The following is a 19,998-nucleotide window of genomic DNA, read 5'->3' as shown; positions in this document are numbered from 1 at the left end:
AGGCTGAAGGTTACAAATCTATGAAAATTTAATAATGCTATCTTTTCGCTTTAAACGGATTAAATGAAATCCCTACATTGAAGTAGAAAGAAGGGTCCGGCTTTGAATCTAAAACATAATCTTTAAAAGATGCCTGCTTGTCCATTACTCTGGAAGATGGCGATAGCCTGACTCCTGTTTTTAATGAAGCAATAAATGAATTTCCTAAGCGGTGTTCATATAATAATCCTGAATTCAGATCCAACTGCGAAAAAGTGTATGCTCGATCATTATTATAAAGATAAAACATTGTACCTCCTAATTCCGTCCCAACAGACAATCTTCCAAGATGAGAAATGTTTTTTCTTACGTACATCCACTTTGGAAGTATTGCATCGATTACAATACCGTTGCTGAAATGATGCTCATAAGAAAATGAAAGAAAAGCCGGAACAATTGCATTGGGGTCTATAAGCCCCACCATTCCAATGGTCATTTTGGTGTCAGCAGTTGCTTTCAATACCATCGTTGCCGTGACCACCCCCCTTACTCTTTCAAAATTTTTGTTGCTTCCATCCACGGTTGCCACTCCTGAATAAATCATAGTTTTATTAAATAATTTTGAGTAGTACGAAGCATTGAGCGAGGTGGCATGATAATGAAAATCTTCTGCTTGATCTATAATTTGTTTGACGTCAAAAGGGTTGATCGCATCCACCGTTGCTGATAAATAATTATAATTCAATGTTGCACCCATAGACCAGTCTTTCTTCCGTATGATATTTATATTGGATGAAATCTTAACGCTTGAAAGATTATTTACTTTACCTTCAGGAAGAATACCCTGCAAGTACTTAGAAGAAAAATTGTAAGGCATAGACTGTGTATACTCCACATTGATCAGCCTTGCCATTGGAAACTTATTGCTAACCGCTTCTTCGACCTTTTGGGATACTGTTGGAGTATCTGAATTTATGCTGTCTTTTTCCTGACCCATATAAAATTCAGGAAATAGTATAGGAAAAGAAAGTATTAAAATTTTAAGTACAGCTGATTTTGACATATTTTTTTTTTAGTAAGGCAAAAGTATCCTGCATCTAATTAATTATGCTTTAAATTTTTGCTGAAGTGGACAAAATAAGATGTGAGGCTAAAGAAGAATAGTATAGAATATATTGAAGAATAGGAGAAAGCCTGATTTAAAAAAATGATGAATACTTGCCTGCAATTTTATGAAAGTAGTATGTTGCACATTGGAACACATCGATTAAAGACAGTAAAAAATTTATTATACAATTCAAATAACTAAAAAAGTTTCAATTAGGCCTGCTAATTTTTAAATAAATTATATAAAAAAACCGTTCTTCAAGAACGGTGCTCTGTACGTTAAAATCTCTATTTACTAATTTTGGCTCATCATCATCTTTCTGTAGCTATAGATATCTTCAATTGTAACGACAGTCATTCCGTTTTTTTCAGCAAAAAATGCAATTTCTGGAAGCCTTGCCATGCTTCCGTCTTCGTTAGTGAGTTCACAAAGTACGGAATCATCCCCGAGATTAGCCAGCTTTACTAAATCCACACTGCCTTCTGTATGGCCACGTCTTTCAAAAACGCCATCATTTTTAGCAATTAAGGGGAAAACGTGTCCAGGACTTGCAATATGCTCCGCTAACGCATTTTCTGCAATGGCTGCTTGGATTGTAGTCACCCGGTCTTTAGCAGAAACCCCTGATTCCACACCTTCTTTGGCTTCGATGGAAATTGTAAATGCAGTCTGATTTTTAGAATTGTTGGTTTCTACCATCGGGCGCAGATTGAGATGCTTACTTTTCTTTTCAGAAATGCAAAGGCAGACAATTCCGCTGCATTCGCGGATTAGAAGTGCCATATCTTTTTCTGTGATAGTAGAGGCGGGAAAGATGATATCGCCTTCGTTTTCACGGTTTTCATCGTCTACCAAAAGAATTCCTTTTCCCTGTTGTAGTGTAAGAAGTGCTTTTTCTACACGCTCTTTCGGAGTTGTTCCGAATTTTTCTAATAATTTTTCCATGTTGTTTTACTTTAAAAAGTTAAAATACACTTCGGTCATGGAAATGAAATACAACACAGTAATGAGTCTATCGAAATAGCCTCACTGAGTGTTTCATTTTCTTCTCCCATACAGACTGTAACTGTCGGTATTGGAATTTCACCAAATCAGTCCCTTCAAAAAGAAAGGAGTCGCGGACTGTAACCGCCGGTAGGGAATCTCACCCTGCCCCGAAGAAAACTTACCTTAAGTTTAATGTATGTTTGATTTAAATTCTATTCATTATTTTTTAACGTACAGGCTGCAAATTTCAGGAAATTTTTTGAAATGAAAGACTTTTCACTGTAATAATCTAAATAAAGTGATGAAAAGCTTAAGTGGATTTATCATTAAAAAAAAGCTTAAATAACGATATAACTGTATGACTTGAAGTTAGGTGTATACAACATATGATCAACTGTTTTTCTGCAGTAGATATTTATATCAGATGACCTGAAATATAAAATTTATGATTGGAGAGACCTGTATTTAGTTGAGCAATTCCGCTTCGAATGGCTGCAATTACCAAACTTGGAAACGTTAATAATAGATATAAATAATCTCAAAAAACGATCAATAAACAAGTAGTTAAGAATTTTAGAAGTCCCAAATCCAGATTATATAAATAAATTGCCATGCACCAATCCTAAACATCAGAGTATTTCATCGTTAGTCGAAATATATCGGTTGATGTTAACAAATTAGCATGTAAAATAAAAATATAGCTTTATTATTAAAGTAGAATGTAAATTCTATTAATATAAATATTGTAGTATTGCATTTGTTTAATATCTATGCAATTAATATAATTAGAAAATGAGAAATAAATTTACGATTTTATGTACTAGCATCTTTTTATTACATAATACTTTTATAGATGCACAATGTTTTAAAAAAGTTTCGACAGTTTGGGATACTAACATTGCTCTAAGTGAAGATGGGACAATTTGGGAATGGGGAAGTAATAATTCGGGTCAATTAGGTCTTGGAGTTTCTAATTTTCAGGATAGAAATACTCCTTTCCAGCTTACAACTTCAAACGATTGGAAGAATGTAATTTCATACTATCGTACCACCATGGCTCAAAAAAATGACGGAACATTGTGGGCATGGGGGAGTGGTTCTAACGGAATTTTTGGCAATGGCTCCAGTGGTATTACAAATTATATTTATGTTCCAACTCAAGTAAACACAGTACCTTATGACAAGATATTTAAGGGGTTTGAAACTTCTTTTGCAATTAAATCAGACGGAACACTTTGGGGGTGGGGATATAATTCAGATGGTCAAGTTGGTGTAGGCAGTAGTCCATTTAATGTATTAGTGCCGACTCAGGTAGGAGCTGATACAAATTGGCAACATATTTCAGGAAGCTTATATCATACAGTAGCAATTAAAACTGATGGAACTCTTTGGTCTTGGGGTGCAAATGGTGGTGGAACTTTGGGAAATGGAACTACTATCAGTACAAGCCTACCTGTTCAAATAGGAACAGGAAATACTTGGAAAGACATTTCATCATCTAGTCATACTCTAGCATTAAAAACAGATGGAACTTTATGGGGATGGGGAGGTAATAGTTATGGACAGGTAGGAGATGGTACTACAGTAGATAAAATTATTCCTACCCAAATCGGAACTGATAATGATTGGAGACAAGCAAGAACTTCGAATGAAAGCAGTTTTGCTATCAAAAATGACGGAAGTTTATGGGCATGGGGTCGAAATGAAGGTAGACTTGGGGATGGTACAATGCAGCAGAAACTTGTACCGACACGAGTCGGAAATTCATATGAATGGCAAGATATTGAATGTGGAGGAAGTCATTGCATTGCAAGAAAACAAGATAATTCTATTTGGACATGGGGATATAATAATAGAGGACAATTAGGTAACGGCACCTTTTCAAATAATTTCATACCAACTATGATTAAAGGCCCATGTTCTTTACTAGGTACAGAAACTGCAATTACTTCATTTCAACATCTGAAGATATTTCCTAATCCCGTATCGGAATATTTAAACTTCTCAAAAGAAATAAAAAATATTAAAATTTATGATATTAATGGGATATTGGTGAAAGATGTACAGAATATTAATAATAATAAAATAAATTTATCCTCCCTCGATACTGGTGTATATGTTATTGAAGCACTAACATCTGATGAAAAAATTTTTAAAGAAAAATTTATAAAAAGATAAGTTAATATTTAAAACAATATAAATTTTGCATTATTATGTAAATTATTGTTATTCAATTTATAAGTATTAATAGATTTTGTTGCTATACAAAAACAGTAATCTATAAGTTTAGGAAAGTATTTTTATAATAGATAAAAGCACGAAAAAGTTGGCTAATAACGGCTTCAAATAATTTAATAATTCTCAAAAACGATTGTTTTCACCATAATATGTATAAAGTTAACGAACATCAAGGATGAAAAATGTTATTAAGTGGATCTCGATCATTTCTTATTTATTAATCATTTTGGCAGGATGGATGAGTGGAATCCCATTTATTATATGGTTAATATTTACAGCCTTTGACTTTGGAAATATTGACCAATTGTTTGCTATATTTGGACTTGTAGGAATCATTTTAAACCTAATTAAATGGAAAACCAGTACTAATATTACTATTTTAAGTTTTATACTTATGTTATCACCAATCATTAGCAGGTTGCTACAAGTTCCAATTGAAATGTTCGACTATTTAGCATTTCAAATTCCTCTGATGATTTTTATATTAACCTATTTAACTTATATCATAATTAATGCAAGAGAGAAGACTGTTGGGAAGGATTTGCAATAAGTGGTGATAAATAAAACGTTAGCAGCAGCTTCGTAAATCTCAAAAAACGATAATATAGGACTTATGTGTATTCTGTTCATCCAAAGAATGTTTAATTTAACCGAAAAATTGTTAGTAGCTTTAAATTAAACAGGTACTTAATATTTGGAATTTGTTTCTAAATCATATTATAACAAGGGTAATGAATAAATATTTAAAAGGATGTTCGATCATCTTGGGAATTTTGCTCTTAGGCATTATAAGCATAATAATATGGTATAATTATGATGCAGCTAAAAGGCGACAACAGGCCAAGATAGATGCCGTCAAATATTCTGAAATCTGTGAACAGACTGAGTTTGTAACCGGCAAGCCCTATGTAACATTAACCGGCTTTGATAGTTTGGAGGTCAACAAGGTAAGGTTTTTACTTATACGGCAAGGCATGGCTGTGCGAGATACTTTAACATCTCCACATCCAGAAGCAATTTATGAGTCTGTAAGCATTCAAATCCCTTTTGCAGCATTTAAAAAAACAGATACCATAGTAATGCAGGTTATCGGCGAACATGAATATTTTTTTCAGGTCTCTGACTTTCATCATTATGCTTACTTACATTATGGCATGATGGGCTATCTGGGTACTTATGATTGCCGTTTTGATGATCATCGTTTTTTAGTCAATGGTAAAGCAAATAACGGTCAGCTACGTAAAAAGGATGGGCTTGCTACTTTAGATTGGAAAAAGTAAATACAAAAGTATTAAAGAGCTTTTTGAAAAATAAGCTTTTACAAACCAAAATATATTTTTAAAGTTAAGTCTTAGAAACGATAAAATTTAATCGTCGTTTCAACCATTGCAGAAACATCAGCCATATGAAGTTACTTGAAAAATGTGATAATGCATTACAGGAATTGTATAAATTTTCGGAGGATATTTTATATTTGGGAGAACCTATCACAGCTTCTCGAATAGAAATTTTGGAACAAGAAATTGGATATAAGCTACCGGAAGAATTTGTTTATATTCTAAAAAAACATAATGGTATTATTCTTTGTGGTACCGAGGTTTATGGATTAGCATCAGAATTAAGAGGACGCTCTTTAGATATTATTTATAAATTCGAACATTTTGAAGTTGAAAATCCAATGCCCGTCTATTTTTTTCCATTTTCACCTGATGGACGGGGAAATCATTATTGTTTAGATTTGTCTAAAGCGGCTGGCGGAATGTGCCCTGTAGTATTTTGGCAATGGGATTTCGAATACAATGATTTTGATAGTGTAGAAGTCTCAAATAATAGTTTTACTGAATGGGTCAATGAAGTTTTGATCGAGTGGACTAAGGAAACTTATAATTATGATGGTACTGAAAAATAAGAATTATATATTCTATTTGATTTGGTATGTGTATTTAATGCATAAGATTCTTTAACAAATTGTAGATTATATCCGTGTCAAATAAATCTTAAAAAATGGAAGTACGCAAGAAAAATAAAATAGAACTTCTATTGATGGTAAGGAGTATTTATGGTGGATAATGAGTATTATAATAAAATGGGATGCCATGATTAACTCTTATTTTTTTATTACTTTTATATAATACAACTGATCAGTGTTGAAATCTACATGCCAAATTCCATTTTCATCCGAGTTTATAAAAAATTTGTAATAATATGGTTACTATAAAAATCAAACGTGAAAAAATGAATGCTGTATTTATGAAACATCATTTGAAAGGTCTGCCCTTCGATGCGGTGATTCATCATTTCAGCAAAGAAGATTCAAATGAACATATACATGATCATCCATTCAGTTTTACAACTCATATTTTAAAAGGCAGTTATATTGAACGCATTTATGAGATCCATAAAGATGGAAGCTATACTTCCTCTCTATACCATAGGACCGAAGGAACTTCTCATTTTGTTCCGGCAAATACAATCCATGAAATTATCGAACTTCCAGAGGAGGAATGCTTTACTCTTATAAGACCTGGGGAAAGAGAAAAGGAGACTTATTTCTATAGATTCGAGGAAGGTATGGTTTTTACTAGGAAATGGAACCAACGTAAATTTAGAGAATTAATTCGATCCAAATAAAAAGATACATTTCGTAAAATATCAAATTTGTTTTTTCTTAGATACTTCATATATTTTTGTACTGGACGCTAGCCGAACTTTGCTGGAACCATAACATTGCACAATCGCAGTTTTATGTCTGCAACAAGGAGTTTATGGAGGCAGGAAAGAAGCGTCTAAATGTAGATGTCGCTCGCGAGACTACGAGTGATGACGTATCAGACCTGAAGAAGGAAAACGCTCGTTTGAAAGAGATCGTAGCTGACCTAGTCGTTCGTTATGATATTGTAAAAAAAGTTTGAGATTATCAGCCGCCGAGAAATACGAAATCATTCAAACGGTGACCAGGAGTGAAATTGGTGTGAAGCGAACCTTGGAAAGTTTTGGAATCGTCAGAATAGTTTTACAAATGGTTTCAAAGCTACCTCGAATACAGCTATGATGGCTTGGAAACTACCAAAGTACAAGCACAAGACAATAGAACAGCATTCCTGAAAGACAGAAAGATTTGGTGGTAGAAATCGCTTTGGAACATACCGAATTGTCTGCAAGGGAACCGGCCTACAAAATTACCAATGAGCAAGGTGTTTTTATTTCAGAATTAGTGTTTACCGTATTTGAAGCAAAGAGACTTAATCCGCGCACCGAATCATTTTCTTCTTTCAGCAGCAAAATGAGTTAAAAGACAAAACGGAATTTGTGCATCAAATGTGGCAGACAGATTTTTACCTATTTAAAGATCATTGGCTGGGGATGGTACTATCTGAGCACGATTTTGGACGACTATAGCCGCTACATTATTCACTGTGAGCTATGCGACTTGATGAAGGCCGAAGATGTGAAACAAACGGTGGACACATCCATTAAAAAAGCGAAATTAAAAACCAAAGCTAAACCGAAACTGCTCTCAGATAACGGTTCCTGCTACGTCTCCAATGAGCTGAAAATCTACCTTCAGGATATTTTATCTCTGATTATCATAAATAATTTTCAGAAAACATAATTGTCGCATAGTATTTGTATGACATGTGAGGCAGCAAGCCGTTTTTTATCAGGCTATATAAATATGCGTTGCGTTAGGGATTATACTATGGGGACAATATTTATATTAGAAGATGAGGACAGCATTCGCGAATTGTTGGAAGTGGTCTTCGATATGGAAGGCTATAAGGTGATATTTACTTCAAATATTACTGAATTTAATAAGTTGCACACCAACTATAATGTAAATCTCTATCTGCTAGATATCCGGCTTGCGGACGGCTCAGGTATCGATGTCTGTAATAATTTGAAAGCAAATACTGACACTGCTGATATTCCTGTACTTTTAATGAGCGCACATGCCAAAATTAATGAAATTGAGAAAGTATGTAGCCCGGATGCTTTTATTTCCAAACCTTTTGATCTTGATAATATAGTGGCAATAGTATCAAATCTACTAGGAAAATTTTAATTGGTGGTTCAATGTTATCGTTCATCTTTTACATTAAAAATAGATTATATCGTTAACAATTTTCAATAAACCCTGCTGTTCAAGGCATTTGATGCATGGCATTATTTGTTCGATATCAACATTTGTTAAATCGGCGATTTGCTGTAACTTCAGCCTAACCTCATAAGAGAATATCTCCTGATCAGCCTTCTCATATTTCAAATTGTGAAATAGCTGCTGAATTTTGAGTTTCGGGCTATCTGTGATGAAAAAGCGGTTCGTAAGCGGCCGCGGATATGAATCATTTGAAAGGTGTTTTAAAATCTTTAACATCAAAGATTTATCCTGCTGTATCATCTTATTAAAGTGCTCTTTGTCCATTACAAGGATACGACAGTCGGTAAGTGCTAATGCATTGTGAAGTAAAGGCATTTCAACGAACATTGAGTACAGACTTATCTGTTCACCTTTTCTTAACAATTGAAAAGTCATATCTAGGATATTAAATCCTGTGGAAAATAGCTTGACAACGCCGTCAACTATCTGATAATAATGATTTTGAAAGCTTCCGTGATTAAAGATATAGGATCCTTTTCTGAAAGTCTTTTCTACCGCGCCATGAAATCTTAAATATTTCTCATTGATCATCCTGCTATTTTTAAATTTGTACTGAAGCTAAATATTTCTGTTTCTTTTTTATTTATGATTGACCTCATAAATTGATACTCATTATCTTTATGGTACGATTGATGTAAAGAGATAGATCAGAAAGATGCCGACCAATACAACCCCCTGCATGATGTTAGTCTTTCCTGTCGCTAACGATACTGTAATAATAAAGAGGGAAAGTCCCAGTAATACTGTTGATTTTATATCGATCCCCAAGGTCATTCTAATACCACTGATGACCGAAATAATGGCGATGGCAGGAATGCTGAGACCGATACTTGCCAGAGCAGAGCCGAATGCCAGATTGAGAGAAGTCTGTATCTCATCATTTCGGGCCGCCCTTACGGCAGCAAGAGCTTCAGGCAGTAAAACGATCCCAGCAATAATAATTCCCACTACGGATCTGGGCGCCCCAACTGCCACCACTAGATATTCGACGTCCTTCGAAAGCAGCTTGGCCATCATCACGACAACTCCCAAACTGACAAGCAGCATAAAACCACTAATATAGCTGCTTTTGCCGGTAACTTTTATCTCAGTCTCATTATTATGAGCAGTACTGTCTTTCTGTGGGAAACGGAAAAAACTGCGGTGCCTGATCGTCTGCACCATGGTGAAACCAAGGTATAGGAACAGACATGTCACTGCAATAAAAAGCAATTGAAAAGAGGTATATTCCCCACCTCCATGACTCACCGTATAATTTGGCAGGATCAATACGAACACCACCACTGCTGTCAGAGTGATCAAAGCTGTGCTCACGCCTTTTAAAGTAAATGCCTGTTCCCTGTATCGAAGAGATCCTATTACGATGCATATACCGATAATTCCGTTTAGAATAAACATTACTGCTGCAAATACGGTATCTCTGGCCAAAGTAATGGTCTCAAGACCTTTGGCACCCATCATGATGGAAATAATCAGCCCCACCTCAATAACAGTGATTGCAAACGCAAGAAGTAGCGTACCGAAAGGTTCGCCCAACCGGTGTGCCAAGACTTCGGAGTGGTAAACTGCAGTAATCACGCTTCCCAGTAACAGGACAGCTAGCAGGATAGAATAATAGCCTGATGAAAAGATGAAACTCCCGAAATACAAGAGCCATGATAGAACCGGTACGACAATCGTCCAATACCGCAAATATTTATTTTGATTCATAACGAAATGCAATTTAATTTCCCACGTGGTAATGGCTTATTTCTATTTGAACTGTAGGAATACTATATCACCAGTATCCGCAGGTCTGGATTCGTCCCTAAATCATTGACTGATTTGATCGTTCCATGCAATGAAACTCTAGAATTCACCTTTACATAAATATCAAATCTGAGGTCTTTAATGCCGTAATTGATCTCAAGGCACATATTCTACACCAATGCGATTTGCTTCCACCAATAAGGGATCAGCGAAAGGGTCAGGTACCCATAAGCGATAATGGATCCGTAAGGTCTTTATTAGATGTCCTGTCTTAATACATGTGTATCCGCTGGTGGTATAGTATGTCATCTGCAAAGCGGTCAATATGCTTCTGGCCGATGATATGCCAGTGTGAAATTCCGACATTACTCCCTCCAGTAATACTCTTTGTAATTATTGATAATCCGCATTACGTTTTTTGATTAATAGTTCAATGCCAAAGAAAAATGTGTTCTTAAAGAAGATAAAAAGCCTCTCGCACAGTGCGGGAGGCAGGTAATACAACTAACAATAAATTATTATATGGATCAGATTATGCCAGTTTAACGTTGATGGCGCTTAAACCTCTATCTCCTCTCTGTACATTAAAAACAACCTGATCGTTCTCACGAATGCCTATTGAAACGAGTCCTGAAGTATGTACAAAGATATCTACGCCACCTTCTGACGGCGCGATGAAACCGAAGCCCTTTGCTTCGTTGAAAAATTTTACGGTGCCTTTTTGCATTGTAATAAATTAAAAATTAATATAATGGTATCTGTATACTTTACAGATTTCATTTTTGTTGTAAATTTTGATAAATAGGACAAAATGTAATTTTATACTATCTGCCTGTCATTCTACGTGGCTCAGTGATATTATGAATAAGACATCTCAGGGTCTTGGCCTGCAATATCGCATCATTTTTTAAGACCAAAGGAATCATCATTCTCAATATCATTAAAAATCGGATCTATAAACGGGGGAACTGTAGAAGCAAGACCGATCGTTGTCATAGGACCGGTTAAGCAAAGGCAGGAACCTTTCTTTATGAATACTTTGCAAATGTAGATGAATATTAACTAAAAATAAAAATTATAAACAATTGGTTATCATTATTTTATTCGTACATTACGCACACATAAAATTATTTGCACAGTGCGGATGATCAAAATTCCGTAAACATGCAGACCTTCTCAACTACACCACAGACCGTGTCCCAGATGATCGACAAACATTCCTTACCTCAGGTTCGTATCGCTTATTTTATCATGATACATCAGCGACCCGAGGCCTTTAAGATGTTGTTTGAAAAAATATATACCCACGATCAATTCTAGCTGATACATATTGAGCGCAGAGCAAGTTCCGACACAACAGATGCGATTCAGGATTATATTGTTCAGTATCCTAATGTATACATCCTGGAAAGTATGAATATCGTATCAGGAGACTTCAGCATCATCCAGGCAGAGCTCAATGCAATGGAATTTCTACTCAATGCCAGTAAGCAGTGGGATTATCTGATCAACTCAAGCGGAGAGGACCTTCCCTTGAGGTCTCAGGATATCATCAGGCAGTTTCTCACGGTCAATGCAGGAGAAATTATATTTTCTACTACGATCAGAAATTTTACAGACCGGACACGTTGCGCAGGATTCAGAATCACTTTACTGAACTGACCCACACAATGTCCGCATTGATGTACAGACGAGAGTTCATGAAAAACGTTAAACCCTACATAGGTGGAAAATGGTTTATCTTTACCCTTGACACTTGCTCCTTCTTCACAACTAATGAGAAGGTAATGGACTTTGAAGATTATTATCTGCATACCCTGCTTCATGTTGAGTCGTTCTTGCAGACCGTTCTTATGAATACAGATTTCAATGATATTATAGTGAATGATGACAAAAGGGCAGTTTTTGCACCTCCATTAATAGGGAAAGAAAATTACTACCACCAGTTCCTGAAATTCCTGGCAGAGAGTAACAGCCTCTTCATCAACAAGCTTACAGACATACATGATGATCGAATAATCGAATATATGGAGGGTAAAATGCACTACATAAGCTCAGTGAATTCAAAATAATAACACGAAAAATTATTCAGGTCTTATTTTGCTTTTCTGGACCTTTCCTCTTATGTGTCAATTTTTAAAGAGGTTTGAGATTATTTTAATGCAGTTTGTACGTCTTCAAACCAACTTAGACATTTTAGTTTAAATCCTTAAGGAGGATTTTCGATTTATAAACTTACTAATTTTTGTTGGTTATATATTTGTCTTCTTTTTCGGATGGATTCCGCTTTTGTTTGCTTTCTTTTTTCCAAAATCTGTTCTGATCTTCCGAAGTACACATCTGCTGGAGTGAGGTTATTTATCGACTCGTGATAGCGCTTGTTATTGTAGTTTTCTACAAACTTCTCCAGTGCCTGGATGAGTTCCTCGGGATGATAAAAATGATTTAGTTTCACTACATTTTTCATCGTTCTGTGATAACGTTCAATCTTGCCCTGGGTCTGCGGATGCATTGGTTTTCCGTGAACCTGTTTCATCCTTAAATCGTCTTTCAGATAGCTTTTCAACTCATTGGAGACGTAGCAGGAACCGTTGTCCGAGAGCAGTTTCGGTTTGGCTTTGGTCTTTAATTTTGCTTTTTTAATGGCTGTGTCCACCGTTCGTTTCACATCTTCGGCTTTCATTGAGTCGCATAGCTCCCAGTGAATGATGTAGCGGCTGTAATCGTCCAAGATCGTGCTCAGATAGTACCATCCCCAGCCTATGATCTTGAAATAAGTAAAATCTGTCTGCCACATTTGATGCACAAATTCCGTTTTGTCTTTGAACTCATTTGCTGCCGAAAGAAGAAAATGATTCGGTGCCGGGATTAAGTCTCTTTGCTTCAAAATCCGGTAAACACTAGATTCTGAAATAAAAACACTTTGCTCATCGGTAATTTTGTAGGCCAGTTCCCTTGCAGATAATTCGGTGTGTTCCAAAGCGATCTCTACTACCAGATCTTTCTGTCTTTCAGGAATGCTGTTCCATTGCCTATGGTTTGTTCTTTTCGTAGTTTCCAAGCCATCATAGCCGTTTTCCAAGTAGCTTTGATACCATTTGTAAAAGCTGCTTCTAGCAATTCCAAAACTTTCCAAGGTTCGTTTCACGCCGAGTTCACTTGTGGTTACCGTTTGAATGATCTCGTATTTCTCAGCTGCCGATAATCTCATATATTTCCTGTATTTATCGATTAATCCAGCCTGTCTAAACTTTTTTTTACAATGTCATAGCGAACGACCAGATCAGCTACGATCTCTTTCAAACGTGCATTTTCCTTCTTCAGATCTGATACTTCATCACTCGTAGCCTCGCGAGCGACATCTCCATTTAAGCGCTTCTTTCCTGCTTCCATAAACTCCTTGTTCCAGGCATAAAACTGCGACTGTGCAATATTATGGTTCCTGCAAAGTTCGGCTACGGAAGTCTCCGCTCGAAGACCTTCCATCACGATTAAAATCTTTTGCTCTGCAGTGAATATTCTGCGGGTGTTCTGCCGAATATCTTTTACGAATTTCTCGGTCGGTTTCTTTTTCGGTGTTGCCATAATTAAAATTACTCTTTTTATGAAAACACTCCTTAAATTTTTAATGTCTAATGTCCACTTTTTGCTGACGATTTACATATATAAAATGATGTGATTTTCATCTTGTCAAGCTACTGCCAAAGCAAACCTTTTAAACAGAATCTGTTTCTCAGTATATGATAGCTCTTATTGCTAAACGATCATAAATATGCTAAACAATCATAAATTTTGAGACACGTCGCGGTTGTTCATATCGAATAAAGTGCGCTCCATTTCTTAGGTTTCATTCCAAAATGCTTTTCAAACAGCCTCCCGAAATAACTTAGGTTCGAAAAGCCCAATCGATATCCTGCTTCTGAGACAGACAATTTCTCCTCACGGATGAGCCTGGCCGCTTCCTGCATACGAAGATGCTGGTGATACTCTAAGAGTCCCTTTCCAAAGACCTGTGCAAAGAGCTTTCGTAATTTAAGAATATTCATTCCAGCGATGGCCACCAGTTCATTTTGCATTAATTGACCGTCCAAAGATGAAGATATTCTGTCACGTACTTTGTATAAAGCCTGTATTTCTTCACTTCGCAAGCTTTGATAGGTCATATATTGTCTTTCCAAAAGATTTTTGAAAAGAAGGAAAAGCAGCTGTAAGACCTTAATCTTGCAATAGAACTCGGGAAGGACGGTTACTGATGAAATATCGGCGATATCATTGACCACGTCCGCCATTTCAGGTGACATAAATTCCTCAATTAAAAGTGTTTTTTCATCATTGAAGAGATATTCAAACTTGCTTTGGTCATAACCTATGCAATTTTTAAGATAACCAAGTCCGATCAGGATCGTGACCTGAGTGATGTTGATACCCTCTGGAAATATAACCTCGCTCTCCAGGTGGAGTGGTGCTATGCGAACATGAGGCTGAGCTAATGATATTTTTTTTTCCTGTGAAATCTCAGTTGGACGTTTGACGATGTTCTGAAAAGAAAACATCAACCCTTTTCCAATGATATCGATAGGTTTCCTTGAGTATGAAAATGTTCTATCTGCCATTAGCGATCTAACCATGACCATCATTTCAGGAAGCATATCAACGATGTAGAACTCATTGAGTTGTAAATGATGAAGCTCTTTGTCAAATTCCGAAACCGGGATGCCCAGCTTGCTTGCCAACTGAAGCATTTTTTGTTGGTTCTTATATATGCTCATATCTTTATGGACTATTTTTATTGCGAAAGGAACTATTTTTATTCCTAATGTAATAATAATTTTGCAACATAACATTATAAAAGAATTAAAATGAAAAAAAATATTCTTATCGCAGGAGGCGGCATCGCTGGGTTGACAGCAGCAAGGTTCCTTTCTTTACAAGGACATGAAGTTACAGTGATCGATCGGGTATCATCCTACACAAAGACGGGCTTTCTAATTTCACTGAAAAGTTTTGGTGTCAAGATTATGGATGGACTGGCACTGACAGACAGACTTAGAGCTGCGTCTTCTCCTTCTGAATCTGTCAGTTTCATGGAAAGGAATGATGAGGTTATACAAAAGATCAGCTATGAAGAAATGAATAAAAATATCGAACGTTCGATACTGATCTCACGGGGTGGGCTCCACCACGTCCTTTACGAAGATATTATAGATGAGGTGAATATACTATTCGGTACCACGATCTCCAGTCTTATCCAAAAAGGAAATAATACTGTCGTTGCATTATCTGATGGAACTGAAATGGAAGTGGACCTGGTCATTATATCCGAAGGATTGCGCTCCCCAACACGTGACAGATATTTCGAAAATTCAAAATTGGAAGATTTCAATACATTGTACCTGGGTGGAAAACTGCAGTTGGAACATTCTTATGAGATCGGTTCTTTTAAGATCTATATTGACGTCAATAAAATGCTTTCCATTTATCCGATTGCAGATAATGAGATCGCAATCCAGTGCTATATCCGTCATACGGGAGACTTGTCGACCATTCGAGATCATATCCCTAATCTCTTAAAAGATTCGTTCACCGAATATAGTATCGAAGTGCGCGAATTACTTGATCATTTTAGCGATAACAGAACAATGTTTATCGATAAGATGGGTATGATAACAGCTCGTGATCTGGTGAATGGAAATCTTGTATTGTTAGGGGACACGGGCTATTGTCCGACCGCTTTATCGGGGATGGGCGCATCATTGTCGATCTATGGGGCTAAAGCATTGGCACAATTCATTGGTGAAAATCCTAATGACCTATGTTTGGCGCTCAAGAATTACAATACCTTAATGCAGCCGATCATTGGGAAATTTCAAGGAAATGCAAGAAATAATGCATCTTCATTTATTCCGGCAAGTAAGGAAAAGCTTGATAATTTCGTTACGGCTTTCAGCGAAGCATCCGAAATGGATCTGCAGCATATCATGACTGATCCGATCGTATTGACGGAGGATCAGATGAATTTCAAAATAGGATAATGATGAAGTTAAATAAAATACTCTCAGTGATTGCAGGAATTGTGACCATCGGACTTTTAAGTTCAGTATTTGCTAAGATTCAAGGTGCATTGTTTCCAGCCTCTTTGGAATTGTTTGACCGGATGTCATGGTCATTTTCCGATAATATTCAACTGGTCCTTAAATTAATATGCGTTTACAGCAGTTGCATTTTGGGAGGTATGGCAATATCATTTTGCGGAGGAGCTAGTAGGCAGCATTATATCGTATCAGGAGCCATTATGCTCGTAGTGGGCTGGTTATGGCTCAATACCGCTCATCCAGTATGGTTTTGGGCATTATTGATTGCAGGGATATTGCCTTTTATTATGATCGGTAATAAATTGCCATAATTTTTATTGTAAGTAATAAAATAATGAAATATGTATGTTGCCATTTAAAGATTTATTACTTGTTTTCCTTGGATACTACCCAAAGAGTAGAGAAGTCCACTCTCTCTCTCTCAGAATAATTCCGAAAGTTTTTATGGCGAGGCATTATTAAAGATTATAAATCTGTTTTAACTCTCATATTAATAAAGATTATCGTTAAAAAAATTTTTTAAATAATATATATCAACCTGAGATTACAGCCTTATGATGATACTTTAAATACTAAATCCGGCATTCTTTTATTCTGCAATTATGTTAACATTCATTTGAAAAAAAATACATTAATTCCATGAAATCATACTATTCATATATTAGTATAAGTACAAAAACAAAAAAGAAAAGTAAACCGCCTTGCTTTGAAGGCAGCGCAATATCTTGTCCTAAAGCCATAAGTCGGATTTTACTGCGATGTACAATGGATTCCCAAAAACCACATTTTTAGGGCCATCATCAGCAGATCGGCCTGATATTCTTTGATCTCTTTTGCAATTTCTGTAATCACAGTGTTAAACCTCACATTTTTATAATAGCAATTAATTCCCTGTGACTTTTGGTCTATGGCATTAGTTGCCACGAAATCTGAATTTTTGGATTTTAATTATTTCATTGCCTTGGTAAACTGAAGATCTCCATCTCCGCTTTAAGGCGTTCTGCTGCCTCTCTTATTCTGACCAAAACTTTGTCAGGTATTTCTTCAGCATCACAAGCAAATAATAGCTTGGTGACATTATCAAATCTTGCATTCATCGGTATCGCTTATTAATATGCAGGTTATATGAGTCTTTTATTTCTGTAGGTCAGTGGAAATTATTTTTTGATAAAGTAAGTGGCCAGGTCCGTATTGGAGAAATCTGTAAATCCTGTTTGCCTTAGTAGTGTCACAAGTTGCCCGCGATGATAGGTTGCATGATTGACAAAGTGGGGAAAGTCTGCCAAAACATCATTTCTCCTTTTATCCCGCTTGGATATATAAAAGTCACAGGTTGATGGTAATATTCCTCGGAATAGTTTTCTATGAACTTTAAAAGTTCTGCGGATGCATTTTCCCAGATATCGATCAGTTCGTCTTTTGTACCATTAAAATTGCCCGACAGGTAAATAGGATTTGGGTCTTTTCTCCAGAAGTCAATCCATATTTTTTTGGCACTTACCATATGGACGGTCGTTTTTTCAATACTGCTGAAACTACTTGGAATCGTTTGTTCCCATTGTGATTCGGTGATTTGCCTAAGCCATTCAATAATGATGCGGTCTGTCCAGTTATTGTATTTGGCTAATTCTGTAAAATACTTTTTTGTCATTATCCTTACGTTTAATTTTGACACAAAGTTAGCTTGGCAGTATCGTGTTTAATTATGGTTGATCGGTCAAATGCTGTCGGGATTCGGTCAACTTTTGGTGTTGAAATTCTTTAGGGCAAATGCCAAAGGCCTGCTTGAAGGATTTTGAGAAGCTGGAGTGGTTTTCGTAACCTACTTTGAAAAACACTTCGCTTGGATTTTCATTTTGCTGCAACAAAAATTTTGCTAATTTCATTTTTTGCTGCAGTAGGTATTTACTTGGTGTTTCGCTGTAGAGTTTTATAAATTTACGGTTGAAAGTTGAAACGCTCATGTGGCACAGAAATGATAATTCCTCTACTGTAAGATTGTTGCTGATATTAAGTTCCACGGTTTTCCTTATTTCAAAATCAGCATAATTTTCTTTCATCTCAGTGTTAAAACAAAGAATTTCATGCGGGTATTTTTCAAGCAGGTGAAGCATTAATTCTTCAAATTTCAATTCTAACAATTTGTCGGAAAAAGAATCGGGTTTTGTTTGGACAAGTTTGAGTGACGTAATATAGTTCCTGATAAAGTCGTCTTTTTCGAATACGACAAACGGTTTTTTTTCCTTAACAGTTTGAGATTTTGGAATCTTGTCAAGTAAAGAAGCATATTTTACTAAAAAATTTGAAAATGCTGTATTATCAAATAATAGCATCGTGCTCACGTAGCTGTTTTTTACAGGGATTTTTTCTGTCATGATACAGTTTCCTGATGACAGTATGACAAGTTGATCGTCAATGATAGTTGTTGCCTCATTTGCATAATACACTACTTTTTCCCCTTGTTCCAAAAATGAAATAAGATGATGAGGCAGAAATATTTTATTTCTGGGAGCCTGTTTGTTAGAAGTATAAGTTAATGTCTTTATCATATTTCTAAATTAGGTTATGGATTCAAATGTGTTCTATTAAATGTCTATTGTGATAATAATGATTCTGTGGCTTGGCACAGGGATAAGGATAGCAGATATGGAACGTATGGTCAACTCATTCATCAAGTTTGGACATACAAGAAACTTTGACGTTAGTCAGAAAGACCATCATAAAAGCAAATACATGCTGCCACTTCCCAACAGTTCCTTGCTCATTATGGAAGGAGATCTGCAAAAACATTGCGTAGATAGGATTGTCAACTCTACTATACCAGTAAAAGAACGTATCAATCTAACCTTTTGTCTAATCCAAGAACTTTGACCATTAAGATTGAGCGGATCTTTGACATTCAAGCAATGACGCGTTGTCCATGGATCGACCCCCAATCTGCTATTATTGGTCAGTTGACTAAGAGATTATCCATAGTCTGTGATCCGGTATTCAACAGCGACAGGTGCTCTAGTGAGCACATGGCGATCGATTAATTCATTTATTTCCAGATCCTTCAACTCGCGGTTAAGCATCTTCCAGGAAATTCCGTTGACCTCTTCAGCAATTCTTAGTATCGCATCGGCTTGTAGCAGAAGCACTCAATAACAGACATTTTCCATTTTCCGTTTAAAATTTCCATTGTATCGCTAATCGCCAATATTTTTTGGCTGCAATCTTTAACTAAATCAAATTCTTGTTCCATACCGTTCATTTGGTTACCGTTTGTCACTATAACTTTTTGTTACTTTTATACCAATTGAATATTCAGTCTATTGTCATCAGTTGAACGACCTCCTAAAGTGCAATAGGCGATTTTTCAAATAAATCCGACTCCACTAATCCCAGTTCAATAATTTTGACACTAATATCAGATTGTGCCAATTCGTATGAAAGACTTCACTCCAAATAGATCCTAATGGAAAAGCTTACAAACCGGCGATCGACCGGCTGTAATGGACAGACCATATTTTTCGCTCTGAAGTATGAAATAAAACCTCTGGCAATAAGTATTACACCAAATAAATTATTTTATATCTGATATTCAATTTGTTGTTCAGAGATGTCTTCCAATGGTTTCAAAAAGCTATTAATTTACATTCAGGAATACAGTATCGGAGATGGAATTAGGACCTCCTTGATCAAAA

General features: G+C 36.0%; 24 protein-coding genes and 1 riboswitch. Of the genes, 12 read left to right on the top strand and 12 right to left on the bottom strand.

Going from position 1 to position 19,998, the window contains the following annotated elements; translation table 11 throughout:
- Positions 1–37: 37 nt before the first annotated feature.
- Positions 38–1,042, bottom strand: coding sequence for a DUF6268 family outer membrane beta-barrel protein (locus tag ODZ84_RS05665; protein WP_266176022.1), 1,005 nt, complete (start codon positions 1,040–1,042; stop codon positions 38–40).
- A 339-nt stretch (positions 1,043–1,381) separates the two neighbouring features.
- The gene (gene ribB, locus ODZ84_RS05660; RefSeq protein ID WP_266176021.1) at positions 1,382–2,032 is read right to left on the bottom strand and encodes a 3,4-dihydroxy-2-butanone-4-phosphate synthase; all 651 of its coding nucleotides are present in this window, start codon (positions 2,030–2,032) and stop codon (positions 1,382–1,384) included.
- Between the two features lie 94 nt (positions 2,033–2,126).
- Positions 2,127–2,253: riboswitch (FMN riboswitch) on the bottom strand.
- 613 nt (positions 2,254–2,866) lie between these two features.
- On the opposite strand from ribB, the gene ODZ84_RS05655 reads away from it, so the two are divergent.
- From ODZ84_RS05655 to ODZ84_RS05625, 7 genes are all read left to right on the top strand, one after another.
- Positions 2,867–4,252 (top strand): T9SS type A sorting domain-containing protein, encoded by a 1,386-nt coding sequence (locus ODZ84_RS05655; RefSeq protein ID WP_266176020.1) that lies wholly within the window; start codon positions 2,867–2,869, stop codon positions 4,250–4,252.
- Positions 4,253–5,043: 791 nt separating this feature from the next.
- Positions 5,044–5,592 carry a hypothetical protein gene (locus tag ODZ84_RS05650; RefSeq protein WP_266176019.1) on the top strand — a complete coding sequence of 183 codons (549 nt, stop codon included), beginning with the start codon at positions 5,044–5,046 and terminating at the stop codon, positions 5,590–5,592.
- Positions 5,593–5,717: 125 nt separating this feature from the next.
- Positions 5,718–6,221: an SMI1/KNR4 family protein gene (locus tag ODZ84_RS05645; protein WP_266176018.1), complete on the top strand. Its 504-nt coding sequence runs from the start codon at positions 5,718–5,720 to the stop codon at positions 6,219–6,221.
- 296 nt (positions 6,222–6,517) lie between these two features.
- Complete coding sequence (locus ODZ84_RS05640; RefSeq protein ID WP_266176017.1) at positions 6,518–6,943, top strand: hypothetical protein; 426 nt, start codon at positions 6,518–6,520, stop codon at positions 6,941–6,943.
- A 56-nt stretch (positions 6,944–6,999) separates the two neighbouring features.
- Positions 7,000–7,224, top strand: coding sequence for a hypothetical protein (locus ODZ84_RS05635; protein WP_266176016.1), 225 nt, complete (start codon positions 7,000–7,002; stop codon positions 7,222–7,224).
- A gap of 395 nt (positions 7,225–7,619) precedes the next feature.
- On the top strand, positions 7,620–7,925 hold the full coding sequence (locus ODZ84_RS05630) for a DDE-type integrase/transposase/recombinase (protein WP_266176015.1): 306 nt from the start codon (positions 7,620–7,622) through the stop codon (positions 7,923–7,925).
- An 87-nt stretch (positions 7,926–8,012) separates the two neighbouring features.
- Positions 8,013–8,375 carry a response regulator gene (locus ODZ84_RS05625; RefSeq protein ID WP_266176014.1) on the top strand — a complete coding sequence of 121 codons (363 nt, stop codon included), beginning with the start codon at positions 8,013–8,015 and terminating at the stop codon, positions 8,373–8,375.
- A 33-nt stretch (positions 8,376–8,408) separates the two neighbouring features.
- Here ODZ84_RS05625 and ODZ84_RS05620 read toward each other — a convergent pair whose 3' ends face one another.
- The 3 genes from ODZ84_RS05620 to ODZ84_RS05610 form a co-directional block, all read right to left on the bottom strand.
- Positions 8,409–9,002 carry a Crp/Fnr family transcriptional regulator gene (locus ODZ84_RS05620; protein WP_266176013.1) on the bottom strand — a complete coding sequence of 198 codons (594 nt, stop codon included), beginning with the start codon at positions 9,000–9,002 and terminating at the stop codon, positions 8,409–8,411.
- An 87-nt stretch (positions 9,003–9,089) separates the two neighbouring features.
- Positions 9,090–10,181 (bottom strand): calcium:proton antiporter, encoded by a 1,092-nt coding sequence (locus ODZ84_RS05615; RefSeq protein WP_266177333.1) that lies wholly within the window; start codon positions 10,179–10,181, stop codon positions 9,090–9,092.
- Positions 10,182–10,752: 571 nt separating this feature from the next.
- Positions 10,753–10,947 (bottom strand): cold-shock protein, encoded by a 195-nt coding sequence (locus ODZ84_RS05610; protein ID WP_266176012.1) that lies wholly within the window; start codon positions 10,945–10,947, stop codon positions 10,753–10,755.
- 437 nt (positions 10,948–11,384) lie between these two features.
- Between ODZ84_RS05610 and ODZ84_RS05605 the strand changes: the two genes are divergently transcribed.
- Genes ODZ84_RS05605 through ODZ84_RS05595 form a run of 3 tightly spaced genes read left to right on the top strand, consistent with a single transcriptional unit; the run spans position 11,385 to position 12,292 of the window.
- Entirely contained in the window at positions 11,385–11,540 is a 156-nt protein-coding gene (locus ODZ84_RS05605) for a hypothetical protein (RefSeq protein ID WP_266176011.1), read from the top strand.
- On the top strand, positions 11,541–11,882 hold the full coding sequence (locus ODZ84_RS05600; RefSeq protein ID WP_323136932.1) for a beta-1,6-N-acetylglucosaminyltransferase: 342 nt from the start codon (positions 11,541–11,543) through the stop codon (positions 11,880–11,882).
- Positions 11,883–11,920: 38 nt separating this feature from the next.
- Positions 11,921–12,292 carry a hypothetical protein gene (locus tag ODZ84_RS05595; protein WP_266176010.1) on the top strand — a complete coding sequence of 124 codons (372 nt, stop codon included), beginning with the start codon at positions 11,921–11,923 and terminating at the stop codon, positions 12,290–12,292.
- 155 nt (positions 12,293–12,447) lie between these two features.
- Here the strand turns inward: ODZ84_RS05595 and ODZ84_RS05590 are convergent.
- Positions 12,448–13,805, bottom strand: a protein-coding gene (locus ODZ84_RS05590; RefSeq protein WP_408612347.1) for an IS3 family transposase whose coding sequence is annotated in 2 segments (ribosomal slippage) — positions 12,448–13,467 and positions 13,470–13,805 — 1,356 coding nt in all. Because the reading frame shifts where the segments join, the coding sequence is not laid out codon by codon here.
- Positions 13,806–14,032: 227 nt separating this feature from the next.
- Positions 14,033–15,064, bottom strand: a complete 1,032-nt coding sequence (locus tag ODZ84_RS05585) for a helix-turn-helix domain-containing protein (RefSeq protein ID WP_266176009.1) — start codon at positions 15,062–15,064, stop codon at positions 14,033–14,035.
- Positions 15,065–15,079: 15 nt separating this feature from the next.
- Here ODZ84_RS05585 and ODZ84_RS05580 point away from each other — a divergent pair, with 15 nt between their 5' ends.
- Both ODZ84_RS05580 and ODZ84_RS05575 read left to right on the top strand, forming a co-directional pair.
- Positions 15,080–16,252 carry an FAD-dependent monooxygenase gene (locus ODZ84_RS05580; RefSeq protein WP_266176008.1) on the top strand — a complete coding sequence of 391 codons (1,173 nt, stop codon included), beginning with the start codon at positions 15,080–15,082 and terminating at the stop codon, positions 16,250–16,252.
- Positions 16,252–16,623, top strand: a complete 372-nt coding sequence (locus ODZ84_RS05575; RefSeq protein WP_266176007.1) for a hypothetical protein — start codon at positions 16,252–16,254, stop codon at positions 16,621–16,623. The genes ODZ84_RS05580 and ODZ84_RS05575 overlap by 1 nt, the downstream gene beginning before the upstream one ends.
- A gap of 439 nt (positions 16,624–17,062) precedes the next feature.
- Here the strand turns inward: ODZ84_RS05575 and ODZ84_RS05570 are convergent, their stop codons facing one another.
- From ODZ84_RS05570 to ODZ84_RS05555, 5 genes are all read right to left on the bottom strand, one after another.
- On the bottom strand, positions 17,063–17,236 hold the full coding sequence (locus tag ODZ84_RS05570; RefSeq protein WP_266176006.1) for a hypothetical protein: 174 nt from the start codon (positions 17,234–17,236) through the stop codon (positions 17,063–17,065).
- A gap of 233 nt (positions 17,237–17,469) precedes the next feature.
- A complete protein-coding gene (locus ODZ84_RS23590; protein ID WP_408612388.1) occupies positions 17,470–17,598 on the bottom strand; it encodes a DinB family protein in 129 nt (42 codons plus the stop codon).
- Complete coding sequence (locus ODZ84_RS05565; RefSeq protein ID WP_266176005.1) at positions 17,541–17,963, bottom strand: DinB family protein; 423 nt, start codon at positions 17,961–17,963, stop codon at positions 17,541–17,543. The genes ODZ84_RS23590 and ODZ84_RS05565 overlap by 58 nt, the downstream gene beginning before the upstream one ends.
- Positions 17,964–18,015: 52 nt before the next feature.
- Complete coding sequence (locus ODZ84_RS05560) at positions 18,016–18,861, bottom strand: helix-turn-helix domain-containing protein (RefSeq protein ID WP_266176004.1); 846 nt, start codon at positions 18,859–18,861, stop codon at positions 18,016–18,018.
- 417 nt (positions 18,862–19,278) lie between these two features.
- On the bottom strand, positions 19,279–19,452 hold the full coding sequence (locus ODZ84_RS05555; RefSeq protein ID WP_266176003.1) for a winged helix-turn-helix transcriptional regulator: 174 nt from the start codon (positions 19,450–19,452) through the stop codon (positions 19,279–19,281).
- Positions 19,453–19,998 lie beyond the last annotated feature (546 nt).

The organism is Chryseobacterium fluminis (assembly GCF_026314945.1).
In the GTDB taxonomy this organism is placed as follows: domain Bacteria; phylum Bacteroidota; class Bacteroidia; order Flavobacteriales; family Weeksellaceae; genus Chryseobacterium; species Chryseobacterium fluminis.
Note: the sequence above shows the minus strand (reverse complement) of the source record. Positions and strands in the feature narration are given on the sequence as shown.

Excerpts from the sequence above, each read along its gene's own strand:
- ODZ84_RS05665 (WP_266176022.1), bottom strand. The coding sequence starts at position 1,042 with ATGTCAAAATCAGCTGTACTTAAAATTTTAATACTTTCTTTTCCTATA.
- ODZ84_RS05605 (WP_266176011.1), top strand. The coding sequence starts at position 11,385 with ATGCAGACCTTCTCAACTACACCACAGACCGTGTCCCAGATGATCGAC.
- ODZ84_RS05640 (WP_266176017.1), top strand. The coding sequence starts at position 6,518 with ATGGTTACTATAAAAATCAAACGTGAAAAAATGAATGCTGTATTTATG.
- ODZ84_RS05650 (WP_266176019.1), top strand. The coding sequence starts at position 5,044 with ATGAATAAATATTTAAAAGGATGTTCGATCATCTTGGGAATTTTGCTC.
- ODZ84_RS05620 (WP_266176013.1), bottom strand. The coding sequence starts at position 9,002 with ATGATCAATGAGAAATATTTAAGATTTCATGGCGCGGTAGAAAAGACT.
- ODZ84_RS05615 (WP_266177333.1), bottom strand. The coding sequence starts at position 10,181 with ATGAATCAAAATAAATATTTGCGGTATTGGACGATTGTCGTACCGGTT.
- ODZ84_RS05610 (WP_266176012.1), bottom strand. The coding sequence starts at position 10,947 with ATGCAAAAAGGCACCGTAAAATTTTTCAACGAAGCAAAGGGCTTCGGT.
- ODZ84_RS05565 (WP_266176005.1), bottom strand. The coding sequence starts at position 17,963 with ATGACAAAAAAGTATTTTACAGAATTAGCCAAATACAATAACTGGACA.
- ODZ84_RS05585 (WP_266176009.1), bottom strand. The coding sequence starts at position 15,064 with ATGTTATGTTGCAAAATTATTATTACATTAGGAATAAAAATAGTTCCT.
- ribB (WP_266176021.1), bottom strand. The coding sequence starts at position 2,032 with ATGGAAAAATTATTAGAAAAATTCGGAACAACTCCGAAAGAGCGTGTA.
- ODZ84_RS05645 (WP_266176018.1), top strand. The coding sequence starts at position 5,718 with ATGAAGTTACTTGAAAAATGTGATAATGCATTACAGGAATTGTATAAA.
- ODZ84_RS05575 (WP_266176007.1), top strand. The coding sequence starts at position 16,252 with ATGATGAAGTTAAATAAAATACTCTCAGTGATTGCAGGAATTGTGACC.
- ODZ84_RS05560 (WP_266176004.1), bottom strand. The coding sequence starts at position 18,861 with ATGATAAAGACATTAACTTATACTTCTAACAAACAGGCTCCCAGAAAT.
- ODZ84_RS05595 (WP_266176010.1), top strand. The coding sequence starts at position 11,921 with ATGAAAAACGTTAAACCCTACATAGGTGGAAAATGGTTTATCTTTACC.
- ODZ84_RS05655 (WP_266176020.1), top strand. The coding sequence starts at position 2,867 with ATGAGAAATAAATTTACGATTTTATGTACTAGCATCTTTTTATTACAT.
- ODZ84_RS05625 (WP_266176014.1), top strand. The coding sequence starts at position 8,013 with ATGGGGACAATATTTATATTAGAAGATGAGGACAGCATTCGCGAATTG.
- ODZ84_RS05580 (WP_266176008.1), top strand. The coding sequence starts at position 15,080 with ATGAAAAAAAATATTCTTATCGCAGGAGGCGGCATCGCTGGGTTGACA.